14 protein-coding genes and 1 pseudogene are annotated in these 14,363 nt (G+C 46.5%); 11 read left to right on the top strand and 4 right to left on the bottom strand.

Translation table 11 applies throughout. The features are described 5' to 3' along the window. From QUA34_RS24875 to QUA34_RS24890, 4 genes and pseudogenes are all read left to right on the top strand, one after another. Positions 1-216: pseudogene (locus QUA34_RS24875) on the top strand (hypothetical protein); the annotation flags it as partial. Between the two features lie 126 nt (positions 217-342). Further along, positions 343-1,413, top strand: coding sequence for a DUF6745 domain-containing protein (locus QUA34_RS24880; RefSeq protein ID WP_333389750.1), 1,071 nt, complete (start codon positions 343-345; stop codon positions 1,411-1,413). Between the two features lie 162 nt (positions 1,414-1,575). Further along, the gene (sat, locus tag QUA34_RS24885) at positions 1,576-2,757 is read left to right on the top strand and encodes a sulfate adenylyltransferase (RefSeq protein ID WP_333389752.1); all 1,182 of its coding nucleotides are present in this window, start codon (positions 1,576-1,578) and stop codon (positions 2,755-2,757) included. A gap of 207 nt (positions 2,758-2,964) precedes the next feature. After that, positions 2,965-5,136 carry a caspase family protein gene (locus tag QUA34_RS24890; RefSeq protein ID WP_333389754.1) on the top strand — a complete coding sequence of 724 codons (2,172 nt, stop codon included), beginning with the start codon at positions 2,965-2,967 and terminating at the stop codon, positions 5,134-5,136. A gap of 247 nt (positions 5,137-5,383) precedes the next feature. Here QUA34_RS24890 and QUA34_RS24895 read toward each other — a convergent pair whose 3' ends face one another. Then, on the bottom strand, positions 5,384-6,661 hold the full coding sequence (locus tag QUA34_RS24895) for a valine--pyruvate transaminase (protein WP_333389756.1): 1,278 nt from the start codon (positions 6,659-6,661) through the stop codon (positions 5,384-5,386). Positions 6,662-6,677: 16 nt separating this feature from the next. On the opposite strand from QUA34_RS24895, the gene QUA34_RS24900 reads away from it, so the two are divergent. From QUA34_RS24900 to QUA34_RS24920, 5 genes are all read left to right on the top strand, one after another. Beyond that, a complete protein-coding gene (locus tag QUA34_RS24900; RefSeq protein WP_333389758.1) occupies positions 6,678-6,890 on the top strand; it encodes a hypothetical protein in 213 nt (70 codons plus the stop codon). Between the two features lie 32 nt (positions 6,891-6,922). After that, the gene (locus QUA34_RS24905) at positions 6,923-7,150 is read left to right on the top strand and encodes a hypothetical protein (protein ID WP_333326216.1); all 228 of its coding nucleotides are present in this window, start codon (positions 6,923-6,925) and stop codon (positions 7,148-7,150) included. Positions 7,151-7,246: 96 nt separating this feature from the next. Further along, on the top strand, positions 7,247-7,789 hold the full coding sequence (locus tag QUA34_RS24910; RefSeq protein ID WP_333326214.1) for a peroxidase-related enzyme: 543 nt from the start codon (positions 7,247-7,249) through the stop codon (positions 7,787-7,789). Between the two features lie 21 nt (positions 7,790-7,810). Next, the gene (locus QUA34_RS24915; protein ID WP_445242848.1) at positions 7,811-9,016 is read left to right on the top strand and encodes an adenylate/guanylate cyclase domain-containing protein; all 1,206 of its coding nucleotides are present in this window, start codon (positions 7,811-7,813) and stop codon (positions 9,014-9,016) included. A 269-nt stretch (positions 9,017-9,285) separates the two neighbouring features. Next, complete coding sequence (locus QUA34_RS24920) at positions 9,286-10,125, top strand: Tab2/Atab2 family RNA-binding protein (RefSeq protein ID WP_333389763.1); 840 nt, start codon at positions 9,286-9,288, stop codon at positions 10,123-10,125. A 144-nt stretch (positions 10,126-10,269) separates the two neighbouring features. Here QUA34_RS24920 and QUA34_RS24925 read toward each other — a convergent pair whose 3' ends face one another. Continuing rightward, positions 10,270-10,476 (bottom strand): hypothetical protein, encoded by a 207-nt coding sequence (locus QUA34_RS24925; RefSeq protein WP_015177188.1) that lies wholly within the window; start codon positions 10,474-10,476, stop codon positions 10,270-10,272. A 209-nt stretch (positions 10,477-10,685) separates the two neighbouring features. On the opposite strand from QUA34_RS24925, the gene QUA34_RS24930 reads away from it, so the two are divergent. Continuing rightward, positions 10,686-11,558 carry an S-methyl-5'-thioadenosine phosphorylase gene (locus tag QUA34_RS24930; RefSeq protein WP_333326209.1) on the top strand — a complete coding sequence of 291 codons (873 nt, stop codon included), beginning with the start codon at positions 10,686-10,688 and terminating at the stop codon, positions 11,556-11,558. Positions 11,559-11,689: 131 nt separating this feature from the next. Here QUA34_RS24930 and QUA34_RS24935 read toward each other — a convergent pair whose 3' ends face one another. Continuing rightward, positions 11,690-12,913, bottom strand: a complete 1,224-nt coding sequence (locus QUA34_RS24935; protein ID WP_333326207.1) for a tetratricopeptide repeat protein — start codon at positions 12,911-12,913, stop codon at positions 11,690-11,692. Between the two features lie 76 nt (positions 12,914-12,989). On the opposite strand from QUA34_RS24935, the gene QUA34_RS24940 reads away from it, so the two are divergent. Continuing rightward, positions 12,990-13,481, top strand: coding sequence for a WbuC family cupin fold metalloprotein (locus QUA34_RS24940; protein ID WP_333326205.1), 492 nt, complete (start codon positions 12,990-12,992; stop codon positions 13,479-13,481). Between the two features lie 81 nt (positions 13,482-13,562). Here QUA34_RS24940 and QUA34_RS24945 read toward each other — a convergent pair whose 3' ends face one another. Continuing rightward, complete coding sequence (locus QUA34_RS24945) at positions 13,563-14,060, bottom strand: hypothetical protein (RefSeq protein ID WP_333389766.1); 498 nt, start codon at positions 14,058-14,060, stop codon at positions 13,563-13,565. Between the last annotated feature and the right edge of the window lie 303 nt (positions 14,061-14,363).

The following is a 14,363-nucleotide window of genomic DNA, read 5'->3' on the forward strand; positions in this document are numbered from 1 at the left end:
CCGCAGTGTGCAGCACAAATGGTAGCGGCTCAGCTATTTAACGAACGCGAACACAATTCCATACCTGCAGTATATGGCTGCGTAACTACTGGCGTTGTCTGGCGGTTTCTGAAATTAGATGGAAATAATTTAATTATTGATGCTGATGTTTATTGTGTCGATAATGTTCCTATGATTTTAGGTATTTTGCAAACAATTGTTAATTCATACAAATAATTTAACGACTCTAATAAAATAGGTAGGCAGGTAAAATTATGTTGTTATTACAAACTTAATGATATTTTTTTGCCGGATGCGAGAGCAAAAAAGTTTTACCGCCAATTAAATAATCTAGCTGTACAAATGATCGCAATTACTCCCGAACAAATAGCGCTAATTCCGATCTATCGCGAGAAGTGGCGACAAATTGGACTTTCGATAGAACCAGTCGATCGCCCGCAAGCTACAGCGGCCATCAACACCGCCTACAACATCATCGGCTGTCCTGAACCGGAAATTATTTTCTGTGACAGCCCTTACATAGCTTTGGAAGCTATTGAACCGCTAAGGATACGCGATTCTGGTCTGGGAATGGCCAGCGAAATCAGAAACAAAATTCATAATGAATTGTACGATATATTAAGAAGTCAACTCGGCAGGAAATTAGAAAATAAGATTTACAGCCAACTCTATAATCCGCTGTACGCTCAACTGATGAATCAACTCCACCTTCATGTTAAAGACGAAGTTTACGTCAAATTAGCAAGGAAGTTGGGCGGGAGATTTCAGAGATTTCTGATCGATCAGGTTTATCATAATAACAACATAGTTTCCGAACTGTCAGCCTGTCACGGAAGTTGGGTGGATTTTTGTATTGGCGTGTTAAATTTGGAGTACGATCGCTCTTTATACTCAGCCTTTAAATCTTTAGTGGAAAACTGTGGCTGGATTTACCCGTTTGAGAAAAAGTGCTTTGTGTGCGATCGCCCGATCCAACTTCATTTTGATAGTGAATATTTGCTCCACGCTTTATGTCAACCAGCGGTTGAATTTGCTGACAAGTTCAGTGTATACTCTTATCGTGGCGTCCGACTACCGGAAATAATCGGTCAAGTTCCGCCGCAGTCTTGGCAAGCTTCATGGCTGTTAACAGAACATAATGCCGAAGTGCGGCGAGTTTTGATTCAGGCGATCGGCTATCCAAGAATTTGTCAAGAATTGCAAGCAATAGAATTGGATTCTTGGCAAGAATATACTTTGTTGAAAATTGAGAATAATATTGACATAGAGCCAATTTATTTGTTAAAGATGACTTGTGCGAGTACGGGACACCTTCACGCTTTGCGAGTGCCGCCAAAAGTGCGATCGGCTAAAGAAGCGATTAGCTGGGTAAATTGGGGAATAGATCCCGAAGAATTTCAAGTCCAGACTTGAGGGAAACTTTGGAGTTTTGAGTGCGCGAGTTTAGAGTTAAAGAATTACAGCGCCACAAAAGTAGCGTTCTGCACAAGTCCAGAACAATTAAAAAATGTAGAATTGCAGCCACCGCTTGATACTATGTACTCTGGCAGCTAAAACCCACAACTTCAAATCGACATGAGCCAGCATTCAGACCGCATTGCCCCTCACGGCGGCACCCTGGTCCACCGCATTGCCACACTAGACCAAAGACAAGAATTTTTCGACAAAGCAGAGTCCCTGCCGCGAGTCCAGTTGTCGGATCGATCGATCTCCGACCTGCAAATGATCGCCATCGGCGCCCTGAGTCCCCTCAAAGGGTTCATGAACGAAGCTGATTATCGATCGGTCGTTAAACAAATGCGCCTCTCCAACGGCCTTCCGTGGTCGGTTCCCATCACCCTCTCGGTAACAGAAGAAGTCGCCGCCCCCCTGAAAGCAGGAACTTTAGTGCGCCTAGACTCGCCGGCAGGCAAATTTGTCGGGCTCTTGGAACTTGCAGAAAAATATCACTACAGTAAAGAAGAAGAAGCCCTCAACGTCTACCGCACCGATGACCTCAAACACCCGGGCGTCCAAGTAGTAGACAAATCCGGGCCCGTTAACCTCGCAGGCGACATTTGGCTGCTGGAACGCGAACTAGATGTCCGCTTTCCCCAATACCAAATTGACCCGGCGAAATCGAGAATGCTGTTCACAGAAAAAGGATGGAAAACCATAGTCGGTTTCCAAACCCGAAACCCCATCCACCGGGCACACGAATACATTCAAAAATGCGCCTTAGAAACAGTAGACGGCTTGTTTCTGCACCCGCTAGTCGGGACGACTAAGGATGACGACATCGCCGCTGACGTGCGGATGCGCTGCTACGAAATTCTGCTAGAAAAATATTATCCAAAAGATCGCGTAATTTTGGCAATTAATCCGGCGGCGATGCGCTACGCCGGGCCGCGAGAAGCAATTTTTCATGCTTTAATCCGCAAAAACTACGGCTGCACTCACTTTATCGTGGGGCGCGATCACGCTGGAGTTGGCGATTATTACGGCACTTACGATGCCCAACATATTTTTGATGAATTTGAGCCGGGAGAATTGGGAATTGTGCCGATGAAATTCGAGCACGCTTTCTATTGCCAACTGACGGAACAAATGGCTACAACTAAAACAAGCCCAAGCACTCCCGAACAACGGGTGCATTTGTCGGGAACCAAAGTTCGGGAAATGCTGCGCGCTGGAAAATTGCCTCCGCCGCAGTTTTCCCGGCCGGAAGTCGCTGCAGAATTAGCCAAGGCAATGAATATTTTCAATTACGAGATTTAAATCTTGAACTTGGGTGTCGGCGACATTCTGAAGAGTTTTGAATTTTGAGTTTTGAGTTTTAAATGGGAAATTTTCAACTTAAAGCTCAAAAGTTAAAACTTAAAAACTCCCTTCATACTAAACAGTCACAATCTAATTAATTCCCCTAAAATTATTGAGGGGAATTTAACTTAAAATTCAAAACTTAAAATTCAAAGCTATTTAAAAATGGGACTCAAGCGGCGGGAATTTTTGCAGCAAGCTGGCCGGGTGCTGGCCGCCATCGGCATCAGCGAGGCCCTGTGGCTGCCGTTGGGCGATGGCTACCTCCAAGCCTTAGCGCAGCCGACAGCCAGGAAATTGGCTTTGTTGGTGGGCGTTGACAAATATCCAGACTCGCCCCTGCACGGCTGCGTCACGGATGTGGAATTGCAGCGGGAACTACTGATACATCGGTTTGGGTTTGTGCCGTCGGACATTTTGACTTTGACTGACGCTCAAGCTACGAGGGAGAATATCGAGACGGCTTTTATCACTCACTTGACTCAACAAGCAAAACCCGGTGACGTGGTAGTTTTTCACTTTAGTGGCTGCGGTAGCCGAGTCAGTTTGGGCGAGTCTCCCGGAAAAATCCAAAACAGTTTGGTGCCGGCGGATGATGTTTTGCCGTTGTTAGCAAACCGGGCGGTGAACGATATTTTAGAGGAAACGCTGTTGCTGTTGATGCGATCGCTTGCGACAGAAAATGCGATCGCCATCCTCGACACCAGCTACCACTATCGGGGTTTCCCCACAAACGGCAACTTTCGCATTCGCTCCCGCCCCCGCCCCACCATCGGCGAGCCGGGCCTCGCAGAATTAACGTTTGCCCAAGACCTCCGCTCTCGCCCAAATCTTCGTCCTGCGGCCACCGTACTTGCCGCCGGTGCGGATTCCCAACTCGTCGCCGAACAAGAGTGGAACGGATTTACCGCAGGTTTGTTTACCTACGCCCTCACCCAAACTTTGTGGTGGGCAACTCCCGCTAGCAGCTTCAGCGTCAGTTTCAGCCGCGCTGCAGGTAATGTCGAGCAAATCGCGGGGTTATCGCAGCAACCGCAAATTCTCAATCACGATTTAACAGCCGCGCCGGCGGTGAATTTTTCAAATTTAATCTTGAATTCCCCTGCATCTGACGGCGCTGTGACGGCCGTGGAAGACGGAGGCAAAACTGTGCAGTTGTGGCTGGGGGGTTTGTCGCCCTCCGTTTTGGAGTGCTCCGGGGGTTCTGTGTTTGCTGTGGATTCCTCCGAGGGCGCGAGGCTTTTGCTGCGGGGACGCACGGGCCTCTCTGCTAAAGCCCAAGTTGTAGACGGGTCTGCTCAAACAAACGGCCAATTAACAGTCGGCGAAGTGGTGAGGGAAGAAATTCGGGTATTGCCGCGAAACATCGGTTTGACAGTAGCTTTGGACTCAGGTTTGGAACGCATCGAGCGCGTGGACGCCACCAGCGCCTTTGCGACTGTGCCGCAAGTTTCGGCGGTAGGCAGCGAGCAATTGGCTGACTGTCGGTTCGGCAGAGTCCCGGAAACGACTTTAGCCGAAACAGTCTCGGCTCACGAGCCTGGTGTGATACAAAGCCGTTACGGTTTGTTTTCTGTGGCTCAAATGCTGATTCCCGATACTCAGGGCGACGGGGGAGAAGCAGTCAAGGTGGCGGTGCAGCGCTTGACTCCGCACTTGAAAGCGCTGCAGGCTGGGAAGTTGCTGCGGCTGACAGCCAATGAGGGGTCTTCGCGCCTGAAGGTGCGGGCGATTCTGGCAACTACCGCACCGCAAGCGCGGGCTGTGGCGCAGCGAGAGCCGGTGCGGGCCGGCGGTGATTATCGGCTGGAACCGCTGAACGGGGAAAGTGAGAAATCCGCAAGCCCTCATATACTAAGTTTAGTCGAAGGCAGCCGAGTTCGGTACAGATTGTATAACGACAGCGATCGCCCGGTTTACTTTGCGGTGTTTGGCTCGGACAGCGCGGGACGGCTGTCTGTGCTCGGCGCTGAGGGCAAAGACGCTGTGGGGGCAATGTCGCGGGCGATCGCTCCTGGGGAGAATTTGACTCTGCCGGCGGCTGGGGGGAGCGGGTGGGCGGTATCGGGGTCGATCGGACTTGCGGAAACTATGATTATATTTAGTGAGAGTCCCTTGGCTCAAACTCTGGCTGCAATAGAAGCCGAAATGCAGCAAACGAGGGATGCCCTGCCAATTCGAGTGTTGTTGAATCCTTTAAATGTGGCGCGGGCGGTACTCGAAGATTTGCACGCGGCTAGCATTCCGGGGGTGCAGAAAGTGGGGATATCGACGGATGATTTGGCTTTGGATGTGAATGTTTGGGCAACTCTGAGTTTTGTTTATCGGGTGGTTTAATTGAAAAATGGGGACTGGGGAATGTTTTCTATAACCTATAATCCGAATCTATCCGAGTACGAAATCGATAAGCTGTCGCGCATTTAAATTGCCTGTTAGATGCGGGCGGGACGCCCAACCCACAAGAGTTTGATTGTTTTTTTTACAGACCATTTAAATGCAGAACATCTTATTACTCCGGCTACGATAAGCACGAGTCGCTCAGGAACCGCGTACCCGAAGTATTGGGAATGTTAACAGTCAACAGTCAACAGTCAACTGACTGATAAAGCTTTTCTACCATTTGAGCCAAGCGTTTCATGGCAGTTTCAATCTCATCATTTGTTGCAGTCAAACTGATGCGTAAACACTCATGTTTGTGCTGCCAATCTTCCCGCAAACCGGGGAAGAAAGAACTTCCTGGCACGACAATTACGCCGACTTTTTTCAACTCTTGATACAGTTCCCAATCAGTCATTGGCAAATCTTTCAGCCACAACCACGCGAAAATTGCTCCTTCGCCCCGGTGCAAAAACCACGGCAAATCCTTCGGCATTGCTTGTTCTAGAGTGCTTTCTACGATCGCAAATTTGCTTTGATAGTACGGGCGAATTACGTTGATGGAGATGTCGGCCAGAGCGCCGGACGTAATGGCACGAGTTGCGATCGCCTGTCCGTATCTCGGCGAATGAATGCACATATTGGTCTGAAAACATTCTAATACTTGAATGAGTTTTTCATCGCCGATCGCAATTCCGATTCTTTCTCCCGGCAATCCGGCTTTGGACAAACTCATACAGTGCACGATATTGCCGCCAAAAATCGGCGTCATTTCGGTAAAATTCAAGGACGGGAATGGAGGGCCGTAGGCGGAATCCACGAACACCGGCGCGTCAAAAGCGGCCGCTAAATCGGCAATTTTCTTAACTTCGTCGTCGGTGAGAACGTTGCCGGTAGGGTTGCAGGGACGGGAAAAAATGACACAACCGGTGCTTTGGTCGATCGACAGTTGGCTGAAATCCGGGCGGTATTTGAACCTGTGAGCAGCCGTATCAATATCGAGGGTGGGTTTGCAAGCGACTACCGCTTCGGGAATCAAGCTAACGCCGCCGTAACCGGTGTAGTCTGGGCTCAGCGGTAAAACAATATTTTTAAGCTGTTTGCTGGTAGTGTAGCCGCCGAAAGCGTTGGCTGCGTAGAAGTAAATCGATTGACTTCCGGGAGTAATTAGAATATTGCGATCGGTCAAATTCAATCCGTAACGCTGGTTGAAATCCGTCCGCACCGCATCAATCAACGGCTGATAACCTTGACTCGAACCGTAGCGACAAACCACCTCGCCGTATTCCGGGCCCGCCAAAAGTTCCGCAGTGCAGTCGCGCCACAACTGCTCGACTTCCGGCAAAATCACCGGGTTTCCGGCGCTCAAATTGATAAACTCCTGCCCGCTGCCGGCTCTGAGAGTTTCAATAATATCTTTCATAATTGCCCGAACTCCCGTGAGGTGGGACATCTGAGCGCCAAATTGAGTCAGGGCAGGGTTCATAGCAAATGCAGCGACAATGATAGAAGTTTACAGTTTACCCATAATAACTCCAGTCGCAGGCGTTAGCCTAGCTTATCTGGGGCATGGGTTGTCGATCGAGCCTCTGACTAATTCAATAAACTCGATCGCACAGCATTTTGTTTTTTCCCCTGTGCGCGCACCGGATCATAAGATTCAGGGCATTTGTGGAGCCGGAGCGATCGAACAGTCTTTTTTGCCTAAAAATTAGCGAACGGAACAGCATTATCTAATTCAAGAGTTGTGGTAAGATTTCACGCCGTCGCGCCAGATGAATTGCCGATACTTGACAACAACCATTGGAAAAATCTAAAATTAGCCGTAAAACCAGATCGCAACAGAATTTTATGGGCGGCTGTTACTGCTATAATTACAGGTTTAATCCAGCCTCAAGAATCAGATTTGTTGCTCGCTCATTTTCATAATTCGCGGTTTGCTGACAGCGGTGCATTTTATCATCAATCCGACTAAAGCCAAGATAGCTCGTAAGGTCGCCCTTTGAGTGGCATTACATAACAAACACGTAAATTCCCACCCCAATTAACAGCCGTAAAATTCAACACAACAATGACATACTTTCCACTTATAGAATACGAGCAACTTACAGATCCTAAAGCCAAAGCAGTGTACGAAGAAATATTGACAGACTTGGGGTTTGGCATCGTCCCCAACCTGTTCAAGTCAATGGCAATCAACCCTGACATATTAGAAGCCAATTGGAAAAAATTCCGGGGAACCATTCTGCAAGGAGATTTACCCCGCACGCTTAAAGAAATGGTAGGCGTCGCTATTTCCCAATCAAATAATAGCGAGTACGCTCTCCAAGTTCATCTGCACGGATTGTCAGCCTTGGGGATGAGCGAAGAACTACTGCGAACCCTAGTTTCTGACTTTGCCAACTGCCCTTTGCCAAAACGTGATAAAGCCGTGATTACTTTTGGCTTGCTGGCTGCTACAAAACCCCTGGAAATGACAGAGACTGATTACCAAAACCTGCGGGATTTAGGACTTGATGATTCAGAAATCTTTGAGATTATTGCAACAGCAGACTTGTTTAGCTTTGTCAACCGGTATACGGATTCAATAGCCCTCGAAATAGATGCTTTGTAATCTATATTGTATACCCCTATTATGGGCGATCGGCTAGAAGATCAAGATCGAGAAGAACTTCTGTTGACAGCCCGCCGTTTGTTAGCAGAAGCTCAAGCGCTTTCCATCCGCATTTCCGCCGTCAACGAAGTTGCCAATGCCATTAACCGCACCCTCGATCTGGGCCAGATTTTGCGGGTACTAGGCAAGCAAGCCAAATGGTTGCTAGACTTTGAACACTGTAGCGTTTGCCTGCACAGCACTAACACTTGCATGACCTTATTTGGCCGGCATATCCCTGTAGATATTGCAGCCCTCCCAGAGGGCGGCCCTATTCACAAGGCTTTCACAACACGTCAACCTCAATTAATTCAAGAAGCGGGTGCTACTGCTATTTTATCCCCCTACGCTTCGCAAATTATCATTCCTTTGGAAAGCGAAGGTAAAGTTTTAGGAACAATTAATTTTGCCACAACCAAGCCGGGGGCTTACACTCAAGAAGACTTGCGGATTGGCTATCTTTTGGCTTTGCAACTATCTTCAGCTATCCGCAATGCTGAACGATTTAAAGAGATAAATAGCCTGTATTCCGAACTCGATGCCGAAAAGCACAAATCTGACCAGCTACTGTTGAATGTGCTCCCGGTGGAAATTGCCGAGGAACTAAAAAATAACGGCAAAGTGGAACCACTTTATTATGATTGCGTATCGGTTTTATTTACTGACTTTAAAGGCTTTACTCAGTTATCTGAAAAAATGACGCCGCGAGAGTTGGTTGACGAACTAGACTATTGTTTTTCTTATTTCGATCGCGTGATGGATAAATACTCTATGGAAAAATTGAAAACTATTGGCGACAGCTATATGTGCGCGGCGGGAATTCCTACCCCTCGCCCAACACACGCCTTTGACGCTGTACTTGCTGCCATAGAAATTCGACAGTTCATGGCTCTGCGAAAAATACAGAAAGCTCAACAAAATATCCCTTATTGGGATATCCGCATTGGCATTCATTCAGGCCCAATACTTGCTGGCGTAATTGGCAATAAAAAGTTTTCCTATGATGTCTGGGGAGATACAGTTAATACTGCATCTCGGATGGAATCTTCCGGCGTACCTGGAAATATCAATATTTCTCATACAACCTTTGAATTAGTTAGAGATTTTTTTGAATGCGAATACCGAGGAAAAATTTATGCTAAAAATAAGGGCGAATTGGATATGTATTTGGTTCGCTATCTTAAATGATTTTGGGAAGGGCGAATTGCTAAGGGAAAATGGCTAAGCGAGCCTTTATACCATTTTAGATTGTAGATTTTAGATTTTAAATTTTAGATTTTGATTAGGACATGAGTGATTACTCTCACGGTTTGGCTCGCGGGCCTACAGTTGCCGTTTTTTGGACTATGAACTGAGAATATATAGCTCGAAGTTTTTTTAAAAGTTCGGTATTGTATCGGATTGTCACCAAGCTATATTAAAATTATCGAGTTGTATATTTTAAATTTTAATTATTTATGCGTATTTGGCAAGCCGATTTTTACCGCCGCCCTCTCCAAGACGAAACTGGCAAACCACTGTGGGAACTCTTAATTTGCGACTCGGAAGGCAGTTTTCAATTTAGCGCTGTTTGCCGCCAAGGGGATGCAAATTCTAATTGGCTAGCTTCGCAGTTGCAGCAGCAAGCTCAAACCCAAAATTTGCCCGAATTGATTCAAGTATTTAGGCCTCAGTCTCTGGGCTTAATCGAAGCTGCGGGCAAAGTTTTGGGTGTCAAGGTGGAAGCGACTCGGCGCACTGCGGCTCTGAAATTGCTGCTGCAACAACGCGCCAAAGAATATTCGAGTATGCCTAATTATACAGGTGAAACTTATAGCGCGATCGCCCTCGACTCGCCGCCGCCCGTGCCTTTACCCGAAAACCTCTGGGGCGATGGCTGGCGTTTTGCTTCCCTACCCGCCGGCGACATTGAAGAGGCTTTCCAAGGGCGTCCCCTGCCAATTTTGGAAATGCCAGAATTGCTGTTACCGCTGAATTTGGGCTTGGCCTCAACAGTACCCGTACCGGGAGTGGTGATTGACGGCGGACGCCAGTCTATGCGCTTGGCTAGATGGCTTCAGGATGCCAAACCTTTTGCTTTGAATTATATCGCGGGAGAACCAGACGGATTGATATTGGAAGCTGGGCTAGTAGATAGGTGGGTTGTGGCTACTTTTGAAGATAGCGAGGTGAAAGCCGCGGCCCAAATTTACCAACAGCGCAAGCAATTAAGTAAAGGATTACATTTTTTGTTAGTCCAGCCCGATGATAGTGGCATGACTTATACAGGCTTTTGGCTGTTGAATTTTGAGCGATAAGATTTAAATAATATTATTGGTGATGTTGATAAATCGCGCGGCGAAAAATAGTAAAACAGCGCCCGAACGCAGTTTTAGCAAATACAAACTCAGACACAAATTTTAACACAGCTTGTTGAGCTCGCAAGAGATCGTGCTGCAAATTTATTCTACAACTAAAATCAATCCGTTTTGGATGCCCTGACAAACTCGGTTGATGTGACACTGGTCTTTTTCGTTCAGACCTTTCTGGGCTAGCATTGCTGATTTCAGCAGCCGTCTGTCAAGGGGGGTAATCTGGCGAAAAGCAAAGATGCGCTCGACGATCGCCTCGATCGAGATTTTGGGGAGGTTAGCAGAGCTGACTGTCATGGTCTTAACACGCTAAAAATAAGTAACAGAACTATGTACCTTTATTTTTAAAGATTTTGTGAAGCTACTTTGTGATTAAGATCACATATTTTTAGTGACAAAATAGTGTATGTGGGGTGACTGTTGTCACCAAATCTTTAATTATCTTTACACCAACTTAACGATGGCCCGATAGAATCACGGTGGTAAAACTCAAGCAGAGGGTAAAAATGGCACAAGCAAAAATCGGAATTATCGGCGGCAGCGGTTTGTATAAAATGGAGGCCCTCAAGGATATTGAAGAGGTGAAAATTGATACACCTTTTGGAGCGCCATCGGATGCCGCAATTGTGGGAACATTGGACGGTACGCCCGTAGCATTTCTGGCTAGACACGGCCGCAACCACACTTTTTTGCCCTCCGAAGTGCCGTATCGCGCCAATATTTATGCAATGAAGAGTTTGGGAGTTGAGTATTTAATCTCAGCGTCGGCGGTTGGTTCCCTGAAAACAGAGGCGAAACCTTTAGATATGGTAGTGCCCGATCAGTTTATCGATCGTACAAAAAATCGAGTTTCTACCTTTTTTGGAGAAGGAATAGTCGGTCACATCACATTCGGCGATCCGGTTTGCGGCGAATTGGCTAAAGTGTTAGCAAGTGCGATCGAATCCTTGAACCTCCCCGACGTTAACCTGCACCGGGGCGGCACTTACGTCTGCATGGAAGGCCCCGCATTTTCCACAAAAGCAGAATCAAACCTTTACCGCAGTTGGGATGCCACAGTCATTGGGATGACAAATTTGCCGGAAGCAAAATTAGCCAGAGAAGCAGAAATTGCCTACGCAACTTTAGCCTTAGTCACAGACTACGACTGCTGGCATACCGAACACGACAGCGTAACAGTAGAAATGGTAATAGCAAATTTGCACCGCAATGCAGAGAATGCTCAAAAAGTCATTCAAGAAACAGTCCGTAGACTAACAGAAAATCCCCCAGTATCTGATGCACATTCAGCTTTGAAATATGCAATTCTGACTCGGCTGGATCAAGTGCCGGCCGCCACTAAGGAGAAAATGGGTTTGTTGTTGCAGAAATATTTGTAAAACGAACCGCGAAGACGCAAAAAGCGCAAAGGAAAAACGGCCTCCATTCTTTCTCTTCCTTAGCGTCTTCGCGGTTCATTTAATCTTACGACCTATTCGTTATCCTATAGTTGACGATTATTTTTGAAGGATTAACTTATCAACTGCTTGAACGCATCGTGTTCGCGAATTTTTTCTAAATCAGCTTCACTTTTTGCCAACTCTTTACACACATTCGGATTGAGATTGAGGGCGCGCTTTAAATTTTCAATTGCTAATTCAATTTTACCTTGTAGGGCATAACATCGGGCTTTGTTGTACCAAATTCTGTAAAAGTCAGGTCGGATTTTAGCAGCATTGTCGTAGGAAGCGATCGCAGCTTCGTATTTTTGCAATTTGGAGAGTGCAACGCCTCGATTGTTCCAAGCGTCAGTATAATCATTTTTAACTTGTAGGGCTTGATTGTAAGAAATTACTGCTTGTTCGTACTCCTGCATTTTGGAAAAAGCAACGCCTCGGTTGTTCCAAGCATCGGCATAATCGGGTTTGGCTTGAATTGCTTGTTCGTAACAGTCGATCGCCTCCTGGTACTTCTGCAACTCCAACAATACCACGCCTCGATTGTTCCAAGCATCGGGATAATTGGGGCGAATTGTAGTAGCTTGTTCGTAAGAAGCGATCGCCTCTGGATATCGCTGCATTCTCGTGAGCACTACTCCTCGGTTATTCCAAGTATCGGCTAAATCCGGCTGAATTTGCAGGGCCTGATCGTAAGCTGCGATCGCATCTTGATAACGGTTTTCAAAGAAACAAGCATCTCCCTGTTTAGCATAGTCGCCGGCGGTCAATAACTGTTGGTAATTGCCATAGTTAACCGGAGCAAATTCTTGAATTTGGGCATCTGGGAATAAAAGGTCTGTTTCTGCCTCTGCCGAGTGATTTTGGTGTTGAATTTCGCCTAAGATAGTTTCAGCGTCGGAAATTAATAGTTTTAATTGAGAGATTGTATCGTAATGGAGACTTTCAATTTCTTGGCGAGCAATTGTTGTCTGCTTGGACAATTTTCTCAATAGAAACCAAACCCCGACTCCGGCTGCTGTCGGAAACAAAGTTAGGGCAATTACCAGTCCGTTAAGCAGTACCGCCGTGCGCCCGAAAGCAATGTCAACTTCTTCTTGAACTCGATCGCGAATTTCTTCTTTAAGTTGCTGCTGTGGGAATTCCTGCTGAAGTAACATTGCCGCCGTCGGTTCAGATGCAAAAACGCTACTGGCGCAGACTAGAATAGTCAAAAGGGCGATCGGGCTAATACTTTTTCTAAAGATACTTGACAAACGCATTGCCTTAGTGATACGCACCTGAGTTGCGATTTCCATGTGTCAAGAGATGCTGATAACGATGATCCCAGACTAGCCCATTTGTTCACAAACTCTTAAATACAGGATATCTGTTGTGCAGTCCCCTCCGATCAAATTGCTGACGCAAGAATTGCTAGACGAAGTTGCCGCTTCCTCCCGCCGCAGTCCCCGCCAGCGACAAAACTACAATTTCCATGATTTATCTGAAAAGGTGCAGCGGTTTGTCAACGTGCTGCAACCAGGCACTTACGTCCGCCCTCACCAACACCTGCGCCCGCCTGCTGTTAGCGGTTTTGAGTTTTTTGTGGTGATTCAAGGAGAAGTCGGTATTCTTATTTTGAACGAAAACGGTCAAATCCTGCAATCCTTGCGAGTCAGCGCGGCCGGTCCGACTCGCGCTGTCGAACTGCCAGAGGGAACTATTCACACGTTAGTAGCTTTGACACAGGATACTGTGATTTTAGAGTTTAAGGAAGGGCCTTACGACGTGGGGGCTGATAAAGACTTTTTGGCAGGTTTTCCTGCTGAGGGAACTGCGGCGGCGCGAGAATTAGTCTTGATTTGGGAAGCGGAATTTAACTGTTGACTGTTGACTGTTGGCTGTTGACTGTTGACTGTTGAGAGTTAAAAATCTAAACTCTAAAATCTAAAATCGATCGACTGATTACTAATTACTGATGAATCTAATTGTCGTCATCCGATTGTATAAATCTGGGGCGGTGCGAATGATTTTTCTCAGAAGCTCATCCGTCACCCAAAAGACGAGGGGAAAGGAAAATTTTTTGCTGAATTCGCTGCATAATAGGTTGGTAGAAACGAGCAATCGATCGATCGGCTCCACTGATTCCAAACCGAGGAGCATTAAAGCAGGAGGCTTTTCGCCGTCTATTTCTGCTGCAATTGTCGTGTAGAGAGTTGTCGCGGATTTGGGCAAAAACAGTTGTCGGGGTTTAACGGGACAATTTACTTGCAGCCGATCAACTATTTGCTGCCGCAAAGTTAGCGAGTTGCAGTGGACTAAAACGAAAGAAAAGTAACCTTGGGAAAGACGGAGCGCCCGCATTAAAGTTGAGAACGACCGCTCGTTATATTTAGCTGAGTCGTACTTAGCTGCATTGTCTTTAGCTGTATTTCCTGAGCTTTGCTCGATAAACATAAATTGCATATTTTTTATCTAGTTTTAGAGATTTTCTAGATTAAATGATGTTTCTAAAGAAAATGTGAAGATCGAAAATTTATTTTTCCTTTAAAAACTTTTGGGAAGTATACCACGCTTTTAAATTAATATCAATAGTCCGATCGAAATAGTCCGATCGACTGATTTGGCTTGAACTACTCAAAAAGCACCTGCGACGGCACAACAAAAGTATAGCCGCAGGCAGAAGGAAGAGCATATTTCGCAAGGGTTTCAGCAATTAATAACGTTCTAAAGATCTGGCAAGATTGCTAGATTAAATGTAATTAAAAA

This window comes from Microcoleus sp. POL10_C6 (assembly GCF_036701585.1).
Lineage (GTDB): Bacteria > Cyanobacteriota > Cyanobacteriia > Cyanobacteriales > Microcoleaceae > Microcoleus.